We start from the raw sequence: 19,040 nt of genomic DNA, 5'->3' as shown, positions 1-19,040 counted from the left end.
TATTAAATTCTAACACCAACGGGTAGCATTCTTTTGTACTTTCTGTTGCTTCGTACAAACTTTGCAATTTCAGGACTTGTAGGAACAACGCTTAAATTACGTTCTTCAATTTGCTCAAAAACAAGTTTTAAAAAGTCTTTTTTAAAGTCCTCATCGTTAATGTCTTCTGGAATAATTAGTTTGGTTAGAAAAATTTTTCGCTCTTGTAATGAGTACTCAATTTTTGCTAATTGACCATCAATTTTAATCTCGTATTGACGTAAAAAATCATTGTCAATTAATTCTGCAGCTTCAACCATCTTATTATTGTTTTATATTTATGGAAATTAAAATAGCGAATACTATTTCTATAACTTTGTGCAAAAGTACAAAAAATAATTGTTAACAGAAAGTAAAATTAATGTTAAATGCTTATGTTTCAAGGGGTAATACATGTGTATTTAATGCCTGGTATGGCGGCTAGTCCTAAGATATTTGAATATATAAACTTACCAAAAGACCAATTTGATATTCATTATTTAGAATGGATGATACCCTTAGGGGATGAATCACTAAGTGCCTATGCTAGGAGGATGTGTCAACATATTAAACATGAAAATATTGTGCTATTAGGCGTGTCTTTTGGGGGTGTTTTGGTACAGGAAATAGCCCGGTTGATTAAGGTAAGAAAGTTAATAATAGTATCAAGTGTTAAAAGTAAATATGAGCTACCGTCAAGAATGTTGTTGGTAAAATCTACAGGTGCTTATAAACTAGTTCCAACGCATTTAGCAAGTAAAATTGAGATTTTTGAAAAATATGCTTTCGGAAAACTCATGACAAAGCGCGTTGAACTTTATAAAAAATACCTTTCTGTAAATAATAATACATATTTAAGTTGGGCAATTAAAGAGATGGTGTGCTGGCAACAAGAAACTTATAATCCAAATATTGTGCATATACATGGCGATCACGATTCTGTTTTTCCTATAAAATACATTGAGAATTGTATGGTTATTCCTAATGGTACCCACATCATGATTATTAATAAGTATAAGTGGTTTAACGAAAATTTACCAAAGATAATTATTAGTAACTAGGTCGTTTTTTTTATCTTTAGACAAACTTTTTAAAGATGAAAATAGTAGAACGATTTTTGGCGTTTGTGGGATTATTAAGTTTATGCGCACTTTTTATTTATGCCCTCCAAGACGCGCCAACCGATGAAAATTTTGAAAAAAAATTAATCAATGATTATAATGTGTACGCATTACAAGTGCCAGATGATTTAAATTTTGCTGGTGAGTCTGTGCCGCTTAATAACCCTGATATTTATGAGCGCATGGATAGGGAGTTACTGGTTAATACCTATTGGCAATCAAATGGTTTGTTGATGTTTAAGCGTGCTAAGAAGTATTTTCCTGTTATAGAACCTATTTTAAAAGCACATGGAGTGCCAGATGATTTTAAGTATTTGGCTGTTATTGAAAGTGGTTTAACTAATGCCGTGTCACCTGCCGGAGCAAGGGGTGTTTGGCAAATTATGCCAGCAACAGCCCGAGAGAATGGTTTGGAGGTTAATAGCAATGTTGATGAACGTTATAATTTAGAAAAAGCAACGCACGTTGCGTGTAAATATTTAATTGAGGCCAAAGACAAATTAGGGTCATGGACGCTTGCTGCTGCCTCTTATAATGCAGGAAAGTCGGGTGTTGAGCGCAGGCTTGAAGAACAAGAAGTTTCTAGTTATTATGATTTACTTTTAGGGGAAGAAACAGGTCGTTATGTATTCAGAATTATCGCACTCAAAGAAATTTTGTCTCACCCTACCAAATATGGGTTTAATTTTAGGGATAAAGATTTGTACAATAGCGTTCCAACCTTTAAAGTTGAGGTAGATACTGTGGTTACTAATTTTTATAAGTTTGCCCAAGAATTTGGAATAAATTATAAAATACTCAAATTGCACAATCCTTGGTTAAGAGAACCACACCTAAATAATAAGTCAAGAAAACAGTACTTTATTGAGATACCTCAAGAAGGCCACTATATGGTAAACTAGTACATGATAGAATTCATTAAGCAAGAATATTTGGGAATTCTTTTAATTCTTAATTACTTATTAGCTGCAACAGCCGCAATAACAATTTTATTAAAAAATATAAACCCAACCAAGACCTTATCCTATATTATTGTCTTGGTTTTTTTTCCTTTTCTAGGGGTTTTAGTATATTATCTGTTTGGTCAGGAGTATAGAAAGAATAAAATCTTTAGTAGAAAAAATGTTGCAAATCAAAAGATTATAAAATCTGTTCGAAATGATTTAACGTTTAGTAGCAGGGAGATTGAAGAAATAAATGATCATTTAGGTGATAAGGTTAAGTTGGTTAAATTACTTTACAGTAATGAGAATTCACCTCTTACACTAAAGAATAGTGTTGATATTATTAGGAATGGAGACGACAAGTTTATTAAGTTAAAGCAAGATATAAGAGCGGCAAAAAATCACATTCATTTGGAGTATTATATTTTACGTGATGATGGTATTGGCACAGAAATATTGAACTTACTCATAGAAAAAGCAAGGGCAGGGGTTGAAGTCAGGGTGTCATATGATGATGTTGGTAGTAAGATTTCGTCTAAAATGAAGCACCAATTAACACAAAATAAAATAGAGCACTTTCCTTTTATGCCTGTTGTTTTTTCTAGTTTAACAGGTAAGATGAATTATAGAAATCACCGAAAAATAGCTATCATAGATGGAAAAATAGGATATGTAGGAGGGATTAATATCTCAGATGTTTACTTAAATAATAATGGAAGTAAACCGTATTGGAGAGATACACATTTGCGACTTGAAGGCGAAGCAGTAAAGGCTTTACAATTTCATTTCCTTACCACATGGAATTTTGTGTCAGGGCAAACACTTCAGGTAAAGGAAGCGTATTTTCCTGTATTGCATTGTGATAATACTGTGGCCGTTCAAATTGCAGCTAGTGGTCCTGATACAGATTGGGCCAATATTATGGAAGCTATATTCACGGCTATTACAACAGCCAAATCATATGTGTATATTACCACACCTTATTTTGTGCCCAATGACGAGATTATTACTGCCATTCAAATAGCAGCTAAAAGTGGCATTGATGTTCGTTTAATTATTCCAAAAGAATCAGATTCTTGGGTGGTTAAGTATGCTACCAATTCAAATTTAGAAAGATTGCTAGAGGCTGATGTGAGAGTTTACAGGTATGCTAAGGGCTTTGTACATGCAAAAACTATTGTTGTTGATGATGTTTTTTCAACCGTAGGAACTTCAAATATGGATTATAGAAGCTTCAAAATAAATTTTGAAATCAACGCCTTAATCTATGATTCAAGCAACAGTAAACGTTTAAAACAGCATTTTCTTGATGATCTGAAAGACTGCGAAATGATTGATTATCAGCGTTGGTTGAATAGACCAAAATTTGATAAAATAAAAGAATCTTCTTGTAGATTATGGTCGCCGATACTTTAACCTCTTCTTTTTTGAGCTCTTAAAGATCCGCCAGTACCAAAATGTTGATTTGGTCCTGCGGCACGTTTCATGTTTTGCTTCATCATTTTAATTTGATCCGTCAACATGCCTTGCTTGTCTAATTTTGAGGCTTCTGTAAGTAGTTTTTGGGCTTCCTGTTTTCTTCTTTTAGAAAAGGCAATTCCAGCTAAGTTCAATTTCGCCATAGCCAAATCATGATCCATAGACAATCCTAATGTAATAGCCTTTTTTAAAAACTTTTCGGCTTCATTCATGTTGCTTTGAGACACCATAATACCATGTAAGTAATTGTAGTAACCTTGTTGTTTTTTTACTAAAGCTGTTTCAGGATTCTTTATTTTGTCAAGCCATTTTTTAGCGCCTTCAAAATCTTGTTTACGTAATTTTAAAAAGGCTAGTAGGATAAATTCATTTTTAAAATATAGAAAGACAAATATTAATGACAACAGAATTAAAGCAATTCCATTACCAATATTATCTTCGGTAAATTGATAAACCGCAAAAGCAATAATGCCTGCAGCTATAATAAGTTTTATAATTTTATTGAACATGATATTTAATTTCTAGTTGAAAATTGTGTGATATTAGCGAATAAAACACAAAAAAATCCTTATTTTGGATTGCAAAGAAACTAAATTTTATCAAAATATATATAGGTAACACCAACAAAATATTGATGTTAACCCAAATAAATAAAGGAGTTAAAGGTTATTATTCTAAAATAAAAACTTATTTGAAAAAATTTTAAAATAAGTTTTGTCTAACTAATAAAGCCTTTGTATATTTGCCCTCGGTTTTAAAGAAAGCCCTAATACAAAAAATACATTTTCAGATTTTAAAGATATAAGACAATGAGTAAAAGAACATTTCAGCCTTCTAAAAGAAAGAGAAGAAATAAGCATGGTTTTAGAGAAAGAATGGCTTCTGCTAACGGTAGAAAGGTATTAGCTCGTAGAAGAGCAAAAGGAAGAAAAAAATTGTCTGTATCATCTGAAACTAGACATAAAAAATAAATGATTAACAATTGTTGATAATATAAAGGTGTTACTTAAGTGTAGCGCCTTTTTTTATATCTGCTGATTGCTATTTTTGTAAAAAATTAAAAGACAACATATTATATCAAGTAAAATGCCAAAAAATCCAAAACTTAAATCGATATTAATTATTGGCTCAGGGCCTATTGTGATAGGACAAGCGTGTGAGTTTGATTATTCAGGTTCGCAGTCTTTGAGGTCTTTAAGAGAAGATGGAATTGAAACGATTTTGATTAATTCTAACCCAGCAACGATTATGACTGATCCTTCTATGGCAGATCATGTGTATTTGTTGCCACTGACTACAAAATCTATCATTAAAATTTTAAAAGAGCACCCTCAAATTGACGCCGTTTTACCAACTATGGGTGGTCAAACTGCTTTAAACTTATGTATTGAAGCTGATGAAAAAGGCATCTGGGAAGAGTTTGGGGTAGAATTAATAGGTGTAGATATTAATGCCATTAATATTACTGAAGATAGAGAGCAGTTTAGAGAATTAATGGGGAGAATAGGCGTAGCTATGGCGCCTCAAGCTACAGCAACGTCTTTCCTAAAAGGTAAGGAGATTGCTCAAGAGTTTGGGTTCCCGTTATGTATCCGTTCGTCATTTACTTTAGGTGGCGCTGGAGCTGCTATAGTATATGAAGAAGAAGATTTTGATAAGCTTTTACGCCGAGGTTTAGAAATTTCACCGATTCATGAGGTGATGATTGATAAAGCTATGATGGGATGGAAAGAGTATGAGTTAGAGCTTCTTAGAGATAAAAATGATAATGTTGTAATTATCTGTTCTATTGAGAACATGGATCCTATGGGGATTCATACTGGAGATTCTATAACCGTGGCACCTGCTATGACATTGAGTGATAAAACGTATCAAAAAATGCGTGATATGGCTATTAAAATGATGCGTAGTATTGGTGATTTTGAAGGGGGTTGTAATGTACAGTTTGCTGTAAGCCCTGATGAAAAGGAAGACATTATTGCCATTGAAATTAACCCACGTGTATCACGTTCTTCAGCTTTAGCAAGTAAAGCAACAGGATATCCTATTGCAAAAATTGCAACAAAATTAGCTATTGGGTATACGCTTGATGAGTTAGATAATCAAATTACAAAATCTACTTCAGCCTTATTTGAACCTACGTTAGATTACGTTATTGTAAAAATACCACGTTGGAACTTTGATAAGTTTGAAGGTTCTGATAGAACATTAGGGCTACAGATGAAAGCCGTAGGAGAGGTGATGGGAATTGGCCGTTCTTTCCAAGAGGCGCTTCATAAGGCTACACAATCTTTAGAGATTAAGCGTAATGGTTTAGGGGCTGATGGTAAGGGTTATACAGATTATAATCAAATAATTGATAAGCTTACTCATGCCAGTTGGGATCGCGTTTTTGTTATTTATGATGCCATTGCTATGGGAATTCCTTTAAGCCAAATTCACGATATCACCAAGATTGATATGTGGTACCTAAAGCAATATGAAGAGCTATTCCAGTTAGAGAAAGAAATTTCAAAATACACCATAGATACGTTAGATAAAGACCTATTGCTTGAGGCGAAACAAAAAGGGTATGGCGACCGTCAAATAGCTCATATGTTAGGATGTTTAGAAAGTCAGGTGTATAATAAACGTGATGAGTTCAACATTCAGCGTGTGTTTAAATTGGTGGATACTTGTGCTGCTGAGTTTACAGCCAAAACACCGTATTACTATTCTACGTTCGAAAATATTATAGAAACACCAGAAGGAGATACCTATGTGCACAATGAAAGTGTTGTAACCGATAAGAAGAAAATTGTTGTTTTAGGTTCTGGTCCCAATAGAATTGGTCAAGGTATTGAGTTTGATTACTGTTGCGTACATGGTGTTTTAGCTGCTGCTGAATGTGGTTATGAAACAATCATGATTAATTGTAATCCAGAAACCGTTTCAACGGATTTTGATACCGCCGATAAGTTATACTTTGAGCCTGTATTCTGGGAACATATTTATGATATTATTCGTCATGAAAAACCAGAAGGAGTAATTGTGCAATTAGGAGGGCAAACAGCCTTAAAATTAGCAGAGAAATTAACCAAGTACGGAATTAAAATTATTGGTACTAGTTTTGAATCTTTAGATTTAGCTGAAGATAGAGGTAGTTTCTCTAAACTATTAAAAGAGAATAACATTCCTTACCCTGAGTTTGGTGTAGCCGAAAATGCAGATGAAGCCTTAGAGTTAGCGAATCAGTTAAACTTCCCAATCCTAGTAAGACCATCTTATGTATTAGGAGGTCAGGGTATGAAGATTGTGATTAATAAGGAAGAATTAGTAGAGCATGTTGTTGATTTACTAAGAAAAATTCCTAACAACAAGCTTTTATTAGATCACTATTTAGATGGTGCTATTGAAGCAGAAGCGGATGCTATTTGTGATGCTGATGGTAATGTGTATATCATAGGTATTATGGAGCATATTGAGCCATGTGGGGTACATTCGGGCGATTCAAATGCAACCTTGCCAGCATTTAATCTAGGTGATTTAGTGATGCAACAAATTATAGATCATACACATACTATTGCTAGGGCCTTAAACACGGTTGGCTTAATTAATATTCAGTTTGCCATTAAAGATGATATGGTTTACATCATTGAAGCAAACCCAAGAGCTTCTAGAACGGTTCCGTTTATTGCTAAGGCTTACAAAGAACCTTATGTAAACTATGCTACTAAAGTAATGCTTGGTGAGAAAAAGGTAACAGACTTTACATTCAATCCGCAACTTGAAGGATATGCTATAAAGCAACCGGTATTTTCATTTAATAAGTTTCCTAATGTAGATAAACGCTTAGGACCAGAAATGAAGAGTACAGGAGAAAGTATCTTATTTATTGATAGTTTAAAAGATGACGAGTTTTATGATTTATATTCAAGACGTAAAATGTACTTAAGTAAATAACTTTCAATCATTTGAAATAAAAAAAGCAGCCTATGGGCTGCTTTTTTTATTTCTGTTTAAGCTCAAAATTAAAGGAAACATCAATAGTTTCAGAAACTTTGTTACGTACTATTTTGGGTATTTTGACACTGAAATCTTCAGCTTTTACTTTGAATGATCCAGACATTACAATAACATTACTTTCTTTTGAAAAAGTGAGATTGTTTACTTCTATAGGTTTTGTTTCTCCATGAAAAGTTAACTGGCCTTTCAGTACAACGTTTTGGTGAGTAGTGTTTAACTGTTCACTATGAAAATTTTCAATTTTTCCTATAAAAGTAGCTTTCGGAAATTGATCAGACTCCGCATAATTTTCATTAAAATGCTCTTCCATTAAGGCGTTTTTAAACCGAAAGCCTTTAACTAAAACTAAAGCTGCCAATTCACCATTAGAACCATTTAGTATGGCGGTTGCCGAATTATTTATCGCTTTTACTTCCTCAAATGAAGGGACAGAAGCTTCAAAATTAACTCTACCAGAACGCGTTAAATACTTCTCTTGAGAATACATATTTAAGCTTAAAAAAGCAATAAAATAGAATAGTAGGTGTTTCATATTCTTTATTGTTAACTAGATCAAAAATGTTGCCAAATAATTCTTGTTAATTTTCAAGCAATCCATCTGTTTTCCATTGTTGAAAAGCAGCCTTTTCTTGGCTAGATAATTGTCCAGAAGGCGGCATCTTGCCTGAGCCTGTTCTATTAACACGGTCAATAATTTGATCGATATAATTTTTCGTTTGCGTATAAGTAGTTAATGACATTGGCGCATTCTGAGTAGGTGTTGAGCCATGACAAGAAATGCAATTGCTACTTAAAATACTTTTAATATCGGCATCATAAGTGACCTTTTCACTAGGAGTTGGGTCTGGATCTGGATTTGGAGTTTCCATGGTGTCAGTATCACTGCTGCTAGAACAGTTAAATGCCATCAAGAAAAGGACAAATAGGTAAATAAAGTGTTTCGTTTTCATAGTATTGTTTTTTAGTTATTAGTTTTCTTTTAAACCATCGGTTTCCCATTTTTCAATTACATCAATAAGGTTTTCTGGTAGTTTTGGACCTCCAAGAGGCATTAGTCCCCCAGGTCCGTTACCATTTATTTTACTTATTAAGTTGTTATTCTGAACGGCAGACTTTACTTGGGTATAAGTAGTTAAAGGAACATTGGCTCCATTAACAGCAGGATCTGAATGACAGCTTGTACAATTGGTGTTAATTATAGATTTTACGTGCGCATTATAGGTTACAACTGTTGGTATAGGGTTAGGGTTTGTTAAATCATCTTCACTGTCGTTGGCACAGTTATAAAAAGAAATTGTTGAAAGCGTAAATATTAAAATTTTATATTTCATAGTATGTGGGGTTTAAAATACACGACTTAAGTTAAAACCAAAATAAATATCTCCATCACTCCAATCTCCTGTACTTTGACCCAGAAAAGAGTTGGTATTCATGCCTTGTGCATTGGTAAAATGCATTTGAAATACATGGCCTCCCGTTTCAATATCAACACCTACTGATAATGGATTTTTAAAGGGCGAAGTGCTGGCTCGGTTAAGATGCCAGCCATAATCTACATTTAAAGACACACGCTTACTTATTTTATAGCGTCCTCCAAGGCCTAATGCATATTGTGAATTATCCTGTTCGTTAACGGCCACATAATTATCATGGAAAAAGGTAGGAGCAAGTTCAAGAGATAAGTTGTTGTTTATTTTTCTTGATATAAGTATTTGAGCAGTATAACCCATGCGGTGTTTGAATTCTAATAACGGAAGGTTGTCTTTTTCTAGACCAGTATTAACGAGTACCGAATTGTAACCGACTATAGTAAATGGAATCCCACTATGTGTTTGTTTAATTAGACGATATTTTGCAGAAGCTTCATAAATTTTTTGAAAGGAACTTCTTGATACGCCAATATTAAGACCATCACAAACGCCAAAAATAAAGTTCAATCGAGTTACGGCATCATCCAAGCCAAAAAAACTATCAAAACCATTTTTTAGACTTCCAAATCGGTGGGCAACCACAAATGTAAAATCGCCTTTATCAACAAGTTTGGTCGATTCAAAATTTACAATCTTGAGCCCTTTGAAAGTAGCGCTCACCTCATTTGCTCTTAAAGAATCTGTATCTATTTCATTTAATAAGTCATTTTGAGAAAATCCTAAAAAAGGCAACAATACAAAAAGAAAACAAAAGTATTTCATACTGGAATGGGTTAGTTTAGTATAACTTAATTTAAAATATAGCACTGGTCTAACTTTACTTCTTCAAGTAATTCATCATAGCCAATTAAGCGCCCTTTAATATTAATATTTGAACCTATGTTGATGTGCGCATCTAGAGAATCAGATAGCTGGCAAAAAATAACACGGTTTAATGTAATTTGTTTTGGTTCAAAACTAGAAACTCTACCTGTTACTTCAATGGTTTTGTTTAAATATGTGTTTTCAAAAACATTGTTAGGTGTTTTTTTATATAACTCTTGTAATTGTATAGCTGTCATGGTTACTTCTGCCTTTTCTGAAGCAATATCTCTATGACCTTTAAAAAGATAGAAATACGACGAAAGGCCTAAACCAAGAATTAAAACAAGTAGTATCCATTTGCGCATAATTAAATATAGTAAAAAAAACTAATTTAATTATTCAAATAGAAATCACCTAAAGGGCTATCTGGGCATTTTGAGTTTTAATATGTTCAATATGTTCTTCAATTTTAAATTCAGAAGACTTAAATTTTGTAGTTCGCGTTTTAGCTTGTTCTTGTCGTGCTATACTTCTGGCAAATCGACGTATGCTTTGCACACTATCGAGAATTAAACCTGGTACCAAAGCATTTTTACCATTTTCATCTTTAGCTACCATGGTGAAATAAGAAGAATTACAGTGCTTTACTTCTCCTCTTTGAATATTTTCAGACTCTACACGTAAACCTACCACCATAGAGGTTTTTCCTGTATAATTTATAGAAGCTTTTAAGGTCACTAATTCACCAACTTCTATAGGATTTAAAAAATCTACCCGATTTACTGAGGCTGTTACACAATAGTGGTTGGAGTGCTTTGAAGCACAGGCAAAGGCTATTTGATCCATCAAATTCAAAATATGCCCTCCGTGAATTTTACCACTAAAATTTGAGTGCGATGGTAACATAAGTTGTGTAATTTCAACTTGAGATTCTTTAGCGTGTTTAAACATGTAATTTTATTTATTTAAGTTTCTGTCTGTTTTTTCAACCTTTGTTATGAAATATTTGGTGTCTCCTAACCAAAAGAACGTTTTGTAACGCTCATAATAGTAAAGTTTTACATATTGGCCTTGTAAGTCATTTAGGTCTTTAATAACTTTATTTTCTGAGTCTTCTACAGAAAATCTAAAGAATTGAGAATCTGAAACGCCTTGACTTATCTCACCTTCCCAGGTTTTTATGATAACTCCTTTACGACTAAATTTAACAAGTTCACCCGCTCTAACGCCTTCGCTATATTTTGCAAAATATAGAAAGCAAAAATAGCCTATGAAAATGACTACTAGACCGATGATTATTTTGGTTAAAATTTTCATGATATTTATATTTTAATGCTTTTTAAATCTCGTCTTCTTGAGCGCGCTTCAGTATAGGTTCTGGAAGTGATTTTTTTGCTTTTGCCCCCATTTTTTTTAGTTTTTCAACGCTGGTAATTAAATTACCTCTACCTTCAAAAAGCTTATTCATAGCGGCATTATAGTCTGATTTAGTAGCGTCAATTTTTTTACCAACACCAATAAGGTCGTTCATTAAGCCTTCAAATTTGTCGTATAAAGCTCCTGCCTGCCTGGCAATTTCAATAGCGTTACGCTGTTGTTTTTCATTGTTCCACATAGTGTCTATAGTACGCAGTGTTGCTAGTAATGTTGAAGGCGTTACAATAACAATATTTTTCTCAAAAGCTTTGTTATAAATACTATTGTTTTCATTTACTACTACAGCAAAAGCAGTTTCAATAGGAATGAATAATAATACAAAGTCCGGAGATTCATCATATAAATCTTGATAGTTTTTCTCCGCCAGTTGGTCTACGTGTTTTCTAACGGAATTAACGTGTGCTTTAAGGTAAGCAGGTTTGTCATCTTCTTCAGCATTAACGTAGCGTTCATAATCGACTAAAGAAACTTTACTATCAATAATCATGCGTTTGTCATCAGGAAGATGCAACACTACATCGGGTAATACACGAGAGCCGTCTTCACGTGTAAAGCTTTGTTGTACAAAGTACTCACGGTCTTTTTCTAAGCCCGATTTTTCTAAAACATGCTCAAGTACCAATTCGCCCCAATTCCCTTGCATTTTACTGTTGCCTTTTAAAGCTCGGGTAAGGTTAGTGGCCTCTTTGGTCATTTGTTGATTTAAATCTTTTAAGCCTAATAATTGCTCTTTTAAAGCCGAATGCATGCTGATACTTTCCTTTTGAGAAGCTTCAACTTTTTGTTCGAAAACTTGAATTTTCTCTTGTAGCGGATTTAAAATATTTTTGATGTTTTCTTTATTCTGAATGGTGAATTTTTCAGACTTTTCATCTAATATTTTATTGGCTAAATTTTCAAATTCTTTAGTAAATTTTTCCTGAAGCTGTTCTACTTCAGCTTTTTGCTCTGCATTCTTTTGAGTAAGATTTTCAAACTCGGTATTTTTTCTTGTTAATTCGGCATTTAAGAAATCCTTTTCACGGCGTATATTTTCGCGTTCATTTTCAATTTTAGAAATTGTTTCGCGGAGTTCATTTATTTGAAGTTTAAAAAACTCAGCTTGTTTATTTAATTCAGCTTCAAAAGTGTTTTTAGCATCTTGTAATTGCTGTTCCAAATTAGAATTTAATACTATTAAACCACTGGTTTCTCCTTTACTTTTAAGTTTTGAGATAAGCATACCTATATAACCTCCAACAATGGCTGAAATGATAATGGCAAGAATGAGAATAAGGCTGTCGTTCATTAAAAAATAGAAATATTTTCAAATATAATTTTTTTAGTTTGAAGATAGAAACTGCCCGAAGTAAGATTTAATTTTTGAAAACGGATTTTATAAATTCTTATTTTTTAACCTTAAAACTTCCTGTTTTCTTATCAAAGGCAATTAAATCCTTAGGAAAAAGTCTTTCAAAAGTACCATTGGTAATTAGGTTGCAAGGGATATCTGAAGTTACTTGACCTTGAGTCATCACTACCATTTTGTCGCATAATTGAATGGCTAACTCAATTTCATGTGATGAAAATAAAATGGTTTTATTGGTCTCTTTAGCTAGTTTTTGAAGCAACTTTAAAATATAGGCCTTATGATACATGTCTAAATGTGTTGTTGGTTCATCTAGTATGATAACATCGGTGTCTTGCGCTAAGGCTCTCGCAATCATGGCTTTTTGAAGTTGTCCGTCACTAAGTTCAAAACACTTCTTATCTTTTAAAGCTTCAATATTAATAAGTTGGAGTGACTTGTGTATGATTTTAATATCGGTATTTGAAAAGCTTCCAAGCCAATTGGTGTAGGGTTGTCTACCCAAAGCTACCAATTCAAAAACGGTTAAGTTTTTTGATGATAATGTTTCTGTTAGTACCAAGCTTAAGGCTTTGGCTAATTGAATATTAGAATATGTTTTTAAAGGTTTATTGTTTAAAAGGATATCTCCTTCTAATTCTGGCTGCACATCGGTTAACGTTCTTAAAAGTGTAGATTTACCAATACCATTAGCGCCTACTAATCCTACAAGTTCTCCTTTACAAAGTTCTATGTTAATATGAGAAGCAATTGTATTAGTCTCTTTTTTAGAGGTGTAACCTATTGATAGATTTTCAGTTTTTAAGACGATATGTTTTTTTGAAAGAGTCATTAAAACATCATTTTACGCTTTCTAACCAATAACCAAATAACCACAGGAGCTCCAATTAAAGAGGTTATGGCATTTATAGGTAAGGTGTAATCACTTGCTGGTAATTGCGCAATGCTATCACAAATGAGCATAATAATGGCTCCCAATAAGAATACTGCGGGCACCAAAATTTTATGGTTTGAGGTGCTAAAAAGCTGTCTTGTAATATGCGGTACCGCTAAACCTATAAAAGCAATAGGACCTGAAAAAGCAGTAATGGTACCTGCTAACAAACTTGTTGATATAATGATTAAGAATCTACTCTTTTTTATGTTTAGTCCCAAACTCTTTGCATAGTTTTCTCCCAATAATAAGGAGTTCAAACTTTTTATAGACATTAAACTTATTAGGATACCTATACTATAAATAACGAATAAAATAAACAATTCGTACCATGATAGGTTTCCTAGGCTTCCAAATCCCCAAAAAATATACTGTTGCAATTCTTCTGCCGAACTAAAATAGGAGAGTACGTTAACCACAGCCGCTGAAATACTACCAAACATAAGGCCTATAATTAAAATTGCCATAGCATCTCTTACTTTGGTGGATACAATAAGCACCGTAAGCAGCACTAAAAAACTCCCTAAAGTAGCAGCAATTACAATACTCCATTTGGAAGCTAATAAACCCCAAAGTACGCCACTAAAAACAGAGGTTCCTAAGGTAACAATAGCCACTCCTAAACTAGCGCCAGAGGTAATGCCTAAAACAAAAGGGCCTGCCAGCGGATTTCTAAAGAGGGTTTGCATCATAAGTCCTGAAATGCCTAAACCCGAACCTACAATAATGGAGGTAAACGCTTTTGGTAATCTATAATCTAAAACAATGTATTTCCATGAGATATTCTCCACCGTACCAAATAGACTATTAAAGATAACCTTGTTTGGAATAGAAATAGAGCCTAGACTTATGTTTACAAAAAAGCAAGCAATAAGCAGTATGCCAAGTACAATAAAAGAAAGCGTGTATTTATTTTGATAGAACACCTATTCTAAACGTTTAAAAAAGAAATTGTTATAATTAGGAAGCAGGTCGGGATGTGCTATATGAATAATGTCTTTTAAAATAAAGTCGGGTCTTAAAGGGCCTAATTCATAATATAACAAACCGCCATCTGGGCCTATTTTATTGGTATAAGTGAATATGTTTTTGTTTTTAAAGGCATCAAAATACGTGTAACCTTTGTGTTGATTTGCCATTTGTTCTCTACTATTAAATGCCCCCGCACCAATCCATAGTTCAGCGTTTTGAGCTTTTTCAAGAACGTTTTCAAAATTAAATTGTAAGCTGCCGTTGGTATCAGTGTCTTTCCATAAATAATTGGTATTGGCATCTTCCAGATATTTAGCTACAAAACTTTTTCCTCCTGGCACATTCCAAACCTCTTTAAACATGGAGCCCGATAAAACTACAGGTCGTTTAGTGGCGTTTAAGGCTAATTGTTTTGCTTGTAGGTAGTTTGTTTCTATGGTATTAAAAATACTATCGGCCTTGTCTTTTTTGTTGAAAAAAGCTGCAATAAATTTAACCCATTCAGCACTTCCTAGCGGGTGAGCTTCGGTCCAAGCACCATCTAAAACTACAGGAATTCCAAACTTTTTAATTTGATTTAATGTTTTGTCGTTGCCATTGACGGAAAATCCAATAACCAAATCAGGTTGTAAGTCTAACAGTAATTCCATATTTAGATCTAAATCGTTATTCAGATCTTTTATAGCGCCACTATCAACACGGGCTCGCGTTTTTTCAGAAGAGATAAATCTGGTACTTGGAAATCCAACCAATTTATCATCAACGTCAAGATATTCTAAAGCAGGGATATTGGTGGTAGACATCACCACTAATTTTTCTATGGGAAGTGTAACAGTAATGTCAGAAACGCCATTTTTAGGTATATTACTTGTATTGGTAGTTACTATATAGCGGTAATTTTCCTTACTCTTGGGGTATGGTGAAGACACTATAATTTCAGTATAATTTTTATGATAGGTAATTGAAAATCCTTTAGCATACTTAAGAGTTTCTTTTATTCCTTCATGCACGACAAGATTAGACTTTTCTTTTTTTTGTTCTTTGCAAGCTGAGCATAGAAAAATACCTAAAAGAAAAAAACAGAGTAAGCGCATAGTTAGTTTTTGGAGTTTAAAGGTCTTAAATTTTTTTAAATAAACGGTTTTTAAGGTTTAAATCCGTTATAATTTTTACGTTTTCTAGCTCTGATTTTTAATAACGCTTATTTGTAATGCAATAATAAAAATCAGATTTCGCGTTGTTTGCTACATTAAGATAGGGGTGATTTTAGTTATAGTACACAAGATATCTTTAAGAGACTCATTAAAAATTAACAGATAAAATCTCCATCATTCTAAAAATAGGTAGTACATTTGTGGCGAATTTTGGTTCTAATCAATTTGAGTTGATTGGATTAAAAGGGAATCTGGTTAAAGTCCAGAACTGTTCCCGCAACTGTAAGCTAAAAAGCTTCATGTTCAACTTCAAGTCACTGAAGAAATTCTTTGGGAAGACCAACATGAAGACGCAAGTCAGGAGACCTGCCATATTCATAATCAATTATTAAAACTTTCGGGATAAAAGTTTAATTATTATGAAACAAACCTTTTTTTATATACTTGCTCTCATCATCAGTTTTGATGGTTTTACACAACAGGATACGTTGGTTAACACTCTAAAAGAGGTAGTTATCCATGGGGATCCCAGACTAAAACAGCATTCTGTAGGATATAAGGTACAAACGTTAAACGATTCTGTATTACTTAAAAATACCGAGTCTTTTACAAATGTGTTACGTTTTAATTCACCATTATATTTAAGAGAGAATGGTGTGAGCGGGGTGAGTTCTGCCAGTTTTAGAGGTACTAGTGCAACAAATACAGCGGTTATTTGGAACGGCATTAATATAAATGCTGTAAATAATGGTCAAACAGATTTTAACGCATTAACCGTGAGTTTGTATGATGGTATTGATATAAGAAGTGGTGGTGGTAGTTTGGAGTATGGCTCAGGGGCTATTGGTGGCTCTATTCATTTAAATGATGATTTAGTCTTTAGCGCTAAGAAAAAAACAACACATCAATTTGTGCTTTCGGCAGGTAGTTTTGAGGCATACAATAGTTTGTATAAATTCAAAATGTCTCAATCTAAATTAGCTATAAATGCAGGAGTGTCTTATAACGAATCTGAAAATGATTACCCGTTGTATGATACCGATTTTAAAAATGAAAATGGGGCATTTAAAAATTTGTCTTTAAACTTTAATGCTGCTTTATTGCTCTCAAAATATTCTAAGTTAAAATTTTACAATTCCAATTATTGGGGAGAACGCTTTTTTTCAGGGGAATTACCAAACCCTGAAACGGCTAAAGATAAATACCAGAACTCTAATAATTATTTTTTATTGGTATATACCCAAAATAAGTATAAACTAAAGCAAGAGGCAAGAATGGCCTACCTATTCGAGACGTATAGATATTTTGCAGATAGAGCATTTGATGATTATGATTTTGGAAGGGCTAAACGTTATCGTTTCAATTATGATTTGTCTTATAGATTTTTAGGTATAGACGCTCAAATAACGTCGTACTCAGAATACGAATCTACCTTAGGGAAAGCAGATAAAATTTCAGAAAAGCACCGAAAGCAATTTTCTCAATCAATTGTTTACAAGCATGATTTAAGTGACTGGCTTAACTACGAAGCAAAAGTACGTCAAGATTTTAATTCAGATTATAAGATACCCTTTACCTATGCATTAGGTGCTCAGTTTAAAGCATCGTCACAATTTTTTATTAGAACCAATGGTTCAAAAAATTATAGGGTGCCTACTTATAATGATTTGTATTGGCCTAGCCAAGGTAATTTGAGTTTAGTACCAGAATCGGCCTTACAAGGAGAGTTGGGTATTGGGTTTAAAAATGATGTTGTGTCAGTAGATGCAGGTGTTTTTTATATTGCCTCAAACGATAAGATTACATGGATTCCAAATGGAGATCCAGAACGGCCTGGTGTTTGGGTGCCTATAAATATTGATGAGGTGACCTCTAAAGGGGTAGAAATACAGGTTGGTGTAGAAGAGCAGTTTCACAAACATATCGTAAAATTACAAGCAAATTATAGCTTTACGCAAGCTATTGATGAAGCAACAAAGAAGCAGGTTATATTCACGCCAGAACACCTTTTTAAAACCAATTTAAGTTATAATTATAAGTTGTTTGGATGGTATTACCAGCAGCTTTATAATGGTATGGTGTATACAACGGCCAGTAATTCTGAAGATTTTGTAGTGCCAGCTTTTTTTGTAGCTAATACAGGTGTTGATTTTAAGGTGTTACACACACTGCAAAGTCAATTATCATTAGGGGTAAAAATAAATAACTTATTTAATGAAAAGTATGTTGTTAGACCTAGACGCCCCATGCCCAATAGAAATTTTAATATAAACCTCAATTATAAATTTTAAAGTATGAAACTTAGTAAGTTAATTTTTAAACTGTTCATTTTAAGCTTGTTGCTGCTACAATCATGTTCTCAAGATGATGACGATACGGTATTTCCAAAAGGCGATTATGAAAATGGTATTTTGGTAAGTGGTGAAGGTTCAGGAGCAGGAACAGGATCCATATCTTTTATTGCAAATGATTTTAGTGACTCTGAAAACCTTATTTATAAAAAAGTCAATGGGACTGAATTAGGTACGTTTCTTCAGTCTATGGCTTTTTCAAAGGCAAAAGCTTTTATTGTGGTTGATAATTCTAATACTATTACGGTAGTAGATAGGTATACCTTTAAAAAAGAAGGCGAAATTACAACAGGTTTAGCAACCCCAAGGTTTTTAACCGTGGTTGGTGATAAGGCCTATGTAACCAACTGGGGGGCTGCTGTGGATGAAACGGACGATTTTGTGGCTGTTATTGATTTAAATAGTTTGCAGCTCATAAAAACAATATCGGTTAGTAATGGCCCAGAACGTATTATAGAAAAAGATGGTAAATTATTTGTGTCTCATAAAGGTGCTTATACAAACAATAATGTCATTTCTGTAATATCAATAAACGATGATAGTGTAAAGGAAATAGTAGTAAAAGATAGACCAGATGAATTATTTTTTAGTGATTCAGGAGCATTAGTTGTTTTATCGGAAGGAAGAACATTGTATGATGCCAGTTGGAATGTTACAGGACACACACAGGCAGGTATTTCTATGATTAATACAAGTTCCTTATCGGTTGATTTAGAATTAACATTTGAAGAAGGCGAGCACCCATCACTAATGGTTTATGAGGACGATATGATTTACTATGCCTTAAATGGAGCTATTTTTAAAATGAATGCAGAGGCAACCGCATTACCAAGTTCTTCTATACTTACAGCTGAAGGGTATCTTTACGCTATGGAAGTTGAAGATAATCGTATATATGCAACAAACACATCGTTTTCAGATGTGAGCACATTGAATATTTATGATGTAACAACTCAGGAAAAAATAGACTCTAAAGAAGTGGCTTTAGGGGCATCAAAAATATATTTCAATTAATCAGAGCCTTGAAGTAATCTACTTTATTT

20 protein-coding genes and 1 riboswitch are annotated in these 19,040 nt (G+C 33.4%); of the genes, 7 read left to right on the top strand and 13 right to left on the bottom strand.

Annotation, left to right across the window (positions count from 1 at the left end):
• Nucleotides 1–2: 2 nt before the first annotated feature.
• Entirely contained in the window at nt 3–299 is a 297-nt protein-coding gene (locus KFZ70_RS16995; protein ID WP_139697783.1) for a GNAT family N-acetyltransferase, read from the bottom strand.
• Between the two features lie 114 nt (nt 300–413).
• Here KFZ70_RS16995 and KFZ70_RS16990 point away from each other — a divergent pair, with 114 nt between their 5' ends.
• From KFZ70_RS16990 to cls, 3 genes are read left to right on the top strand one after another with little or no spacing between them, the layout of a single operon-like run.
• Nucleotides 414–1,079, top strand: coding sequence for an alpha/beta hydrolase (locus tag KFZ70_RS16990; RefSeq protein ID WP_139697964.1), 666 nt, complete (start codon nt 414–416; stop codon nt 1,077–1,079).
• Nucleotides 1,080–1,114: 35 nt separating this feature from the next.
• Nucleotides 1,115–2,041: a lytic transglycosylase domain-containing protein gene (locus KFZ70_RS16985; protein ID WP_139697781.1), complete on the top strand. Its 927-nt coding sequence runs from the start codon at nt 1,115–1,117 to the stop codon at nt 2,039–2,041.
• 3 nt (nt 2,042–2,044) lie between these two features.
• The gene (gene cls / locus KFZ70_RS16980) at nt 2,045–3,499 is read left to right on the top strand and encodes a cardiolipin synthase (RefSeq protein ID WP_139697780.1); all 1,455 of its coding nucleotides are present in this window, start codon (nt 2,045–2,047) and stop codon (nt 3,497–3,499) included.
• Here cls and KFZ70_RS16975 read toward each other — a convergent pair.
• The gene (locus KFZ70_RS16975; RefSeq protein ID WP_139697779.1) at nt 3,496–4,071 is read right to left on the bottom strand and encodes a DUF2892 domain-containing protein; all 576 of its coding nucleotides are present in this window, start codon (nt 4,069–4,071) and stop codon (nt 3,496–3,498) included. The genes cls and KFZ70_RS16975 overlap by 4 nt on opposite strands.
• A 300-nt stretch (nt 4,072–4,371) precedes the next feature.
• Here KFZ70_RS16975 and rpmH point away from each other — a divergent pair, with 300 nt between their 5' ends.
• Both rpmH and carB read left to right on the top strand, forming a co-directional pair.
• Nucleotides 4,372–4,533, top strand: coding sequence for a 50S ribosomal protein L34 (gene rpmH, locus KFZ70_RS16970; protein WP_027878648.1), 162 nt, complete (start codon nt 4,372–4,374; stop codon nt 4,531–4,533).
• Nucleotides 4,534–4,648: 115 nt separating this feature from the next.
• Nucleotides 4,649–7,504 carry a carbamoyl-phosphate synthase large subunit gene (gene carB, locus KFZ70_RS16965; RefSeq protein ID WP_139697777.1) on the top strand — a complete coding sequence of 952 codons (2,856 nt, stop codon included), beginning with the start codon at nt 4,649–4,651 and terminating at the stop codon, nt 7,502–7,504.
• Between the two features lie 46 nt (nt 7,505–7,550).
• Here the strand turns inward: carB and KFZ70_RS16960 are convergent, their stop codons facing one another.
• The 11 genes from KFZ70_RS16960 to KFZ70_RS16910 form a co-directional block, all read right to left on the bottom strand.
• Entirely contained in the window at nt 7,551–8,099 is a 549-nt protein-coding gene (locus KFZ70_RS16960; RefSeq protein WP_139697775.1) for a YceI family protein, read from the bottom strand.
• A 46-nt stretch (nt 8,100–8,145) separates the two neighbouring features.
• Complete coding sequence (locus KFZ70_RS16955) at nt 8,146–8,475, bottom strand: c-type cytochrome (RefSeq protein ID WP_158293214.1); 330 nt, start codon at nt 8,473–8,475, stop codon at nt 8,146–8,148.
• Nucleotides 8,476–8,535: 60 nt separating this feature from the next.
• Nucleotides 8,536–8,898 carry a hypothetical protein gene (locus KFZ70_RS16950; RefSeq protein ID WP_139697771.1) on the bottom strand — a complete coding sequence of 121 codons (363 nt, stop codon included), beginning with the start codon at nt 8,896–8,898 and terminating at the stop codon, nt 8,536–8,538.
• Between the two features lie 12 nt (nt 8,899–8,910).
• Nucleotides 8,911–9,759, bottom strand: coding sequence for a DUF5777 family beta-barrel protein (locus tag KFZ70_RS16945; RefSeq protein WP_139697769.1), 849 nt, complete (start codon nt 9,757–9,759; stop codon nt 8,911–8,913).
• Nucleotides 9,760–9,785: 26 nt separating this feature from the next.
• Complete coding sequence (locus KFZ70_RS16940; RefSeq protein WP_139697766.1) at nt 9,786–10,166, bottom strand: OB-fold protein; 381 nt, start codon at nt 10,164–10,166, stop codon at nt 9,786–9,788.
• 49 nt (nt 10,167–10,215) lie between these two features.
• The gene (locus KFZ70_RS16935) at nt 10,216–10,752 is read right to left on the bottom strand and encodes an acyl-CoA thioesterase (RefSeq protein ID WP_139697764.1); all 537 of its coding nucleotides are present in this window, start codon (nt 10,750–10,752) and stop codon (nt 10,216–10,218) included.
• 6 nt (nt 10,753–10,758) lie between these two features.
• Nucleotides 10,759–11,121 (bottom strand): 6-phosphogluconate dehydrogenase, encoded by a 363-nt coding sequence (locus tag KFZ70_RS16930; RefSeq protein ID WP_394344304.1) that lies wholly within the window; start codon nt 11,119–11,121, stop codon nt 10,759–10,761.
• A 19-nt stretch (nt 11,122–11,140) separates the two neighbouring features.
• Entirely contained in the window at nt 11,141–12,526 is a 1,386-nt protein-coding gene (gene rmuC / locus KFZ70_RS16925; RefSeq protein ID WP_139697761.1) for a DNA recombination protein RmuC, read from the bottom strand.
• A gap of 97 nt (nt 12,527–12,623) precedes the next feature.
• Nucleotides 12,624–13,418 (bottom strand): ABC transporter ATP-binding protein, encoded by a 795-nt coding sequence (locus KFZ70_RS16920; protein ID WP_139697759.1) that lies wholly within the window; start codon nt 13,416–13,418, stop codon nt 12,624–12,626.
• Nucleotides 13,418–14,446, bottom strand: a complete 1,029-nt coding sequence (locus tag KFZ70_RS16915; RefSeq protein WP_139697757.1) for an iron ABC transporter permease — start codon at nt 14,444–14,446, stop codon at nt 13,418–13,420. The genes KFZ70_RS16920 and KFZ70_RS16915 overlap by 1 nt, the downstream gene beginning before the upstream one ends.
• A complete protein-coding gene (locus KFZ70_RS16910; RefSeq protein WP_139697755.1) occupies nt 14,447–15,586 on the bottom strand; it encodes an ABC transporter substrate-binding protein in 1,140 nt (379 codons plus the stop codon). It lies immediately after the preceding gene.
• Between the two features lie 254 nt (nt 15,587–15,840).
• A riboswitch (cobalamin riboswitch) is annotated at nt 15,841–16,035 on the top strand.
• A 30-nt stretch (nt 16,036–16,065) separates the two neighbouring features.
• On the opposite strand from KFZ70_RS16910, the gene KFZ70_RS16905 reads away from it, so the two are divergent.
• On the top strand, nt 16,066–17,937 hold the full coding sequence (locus KFZ70_RS16905; protein ID WP_139697753.1) for a TonB-dependent siderophore receptor: 1,872 nt from the start codon (nt 16,066–16,068) through the stop codon (nt 17,935–17,937).
• Nucleotides 17,938–17,940: 3 nt separating this feature from the next.
• Entirely contained in the window at nt 17,941–19,011 is a 1,071-nt protein-coding gene (locus tag KFZ70_RS16900; protein ID WP_139697751.1) for a YncE family protein, read from the top strand.
• Nucleotides 19,012–19,040: the final 29 nt, after the last annotated feature.

Origin of the sequence: Allotamlana fucoidanivorans, from assembly GCF_045788535.1 — a bacterium.
In the GTDB taxonomy this organism is placed as follows: Bacteria; Bacteroidota; Bacteroidia; order Flavobacteriales; family Flavobacteriaceae; genus Allotamlana; species Allotamlana fucoidanivorans.
This window is presented reverse-complemented; position numbering and strand designations above follow the sequence as displayed.

What these genes read in the sequence shown, in the direction of transcription:
- KFZ70_RS16910 (WP_139697755.1), bottom strand. Translation starts at nt 15,586, where the DNA reads ATGCGCTTACTCTGTTTTTTTCTTTTAGGTATTTTTCTATGCTCAGCT.
- KFZ70_RS16950 (WP_139697771.1), bottom strand. Translation starts at nt 8,898, where the DNA reads ATGAAATATAAAATTTTAATATTTACGCTTTCAACAATTTCTTTTTAT.
- KFZ70_RS16985 (WP_139697781.1), top strand. Translation starts at nt 1,115, where the DNA reads ATGAAAATAGTAGAACGATTTTTGGCGTTTGTGGGATTATTAAGTTTA.
- KFZ70_RS16955 (WP_158293214.1), bottom strand. Translation starts at nt 8,475, where the DNA reads ATGGCATTTAACTGTTCTAGCAGCAGTGATACTGACACCATGGAAACT.
- KFZ70_RS16995 (WP_139697783.1), bottom strand. Translation starts at nt 299, where the DNA reads ATGGTTGAAGCTGCAGAATTAATTGACAATGATTTTTTACGTCAATAC.
- rmuC (WP_139697761.1), bottom strand. Translation starts at nt 12,526, where the DNA reads ATGAACGACAGCCTTATTCTCATTCTTGCCATTATCATTTCAGCCATT.
- cls (WP_139697780.1), top strand. Translation starts at nt 2,045, where the DNA reads ATGATAGAATTCATTAAGCAAGAATATTTGGGAATTCTTTTAATTCTT.
- KFZ70_RS16960 (WP_139697775.1), bottom strand. Translation starts at nt 8,099, where the DNA reads ATGAAACACCTACTATTCTATTTTATTGCTTTTTTAAGCTTAAATATG.
- rpmH (WP_027878648.1), top strand. Translation starts at nt 4,372, where the DNA reads ATGAGTAAAAGAACATTTCAGCCTTCTAAAAGAAAGAGAAGAAATAAG.
- KFZ70_RS16945 (WP_139697769.1), bottom strand. Translation starts at nt 9,759, where the DNA reads ATGAAATACTTTTGTTTTCTTTTTGTATTGTTGCCTTTTTTAGGATTT.
- KFZ70_RS16935 (WP_139697764.1), bottom strand. Translation starts at nt 10,752, where the DNA reads ATGTTTAAACACGCTAAAGAATCTCAAGTTGAAATTACACAACTTATG.
- KFZ70_RS16975 (WP_139697779.1), bottom strand. Translation starts at nt 4,071, where the DNA reads ATGTTCAATAAAATTATAAAACTTATTATAGCTGCAGGCATTATTGCT.
- KFZ70_RS16940 (WP_139697766.1), bottom strand. Translation starts at nt 10,166, where the DNA reads ATGCGCAAATGGATACTACTTGTTTTAATTCTTGGTTTAGGCCTTTCG.
- KFZ70_RS16900 (WP_139697751.1), top strand. Translation starts at nt 17,941, where the DNA reads ATGAAACTTAGTAAGTTAATTTTTAAACTGTTCATTTTAAGCTTGTTG.
- KFZ70_RS16990 (WP_139697964.1), top strand. Translation starts at nt 414, where the DNA reads ATGTTTCAAGGGGTAATACATGTGTATTTAATGCCTGGTATGGCGGCT.
- KFZ70_RS16905 (WP_139697753.1), top strand. Translation starts at nt 16,066, where the DNA reads ATGAAACAAACCTTTTTTTATATACTTGCTCTCATCATCAGTTTTGAT.
- KFZ70_RS16920 (WP_139697759.1), bottom strand. Translation starts at nt 13,418, where the DNA reads ATGACTCTTTCAAAAAAACATATCGTCTTAAAAACTGAAAATCTATCA.
- carB (WP_139697777.1), top strand. Translation starts at nt 4,649, where the DNA reads ATGCCAAAAAATCCAAAACTTAAATCGATATTAATTATTGGCTCAGGG.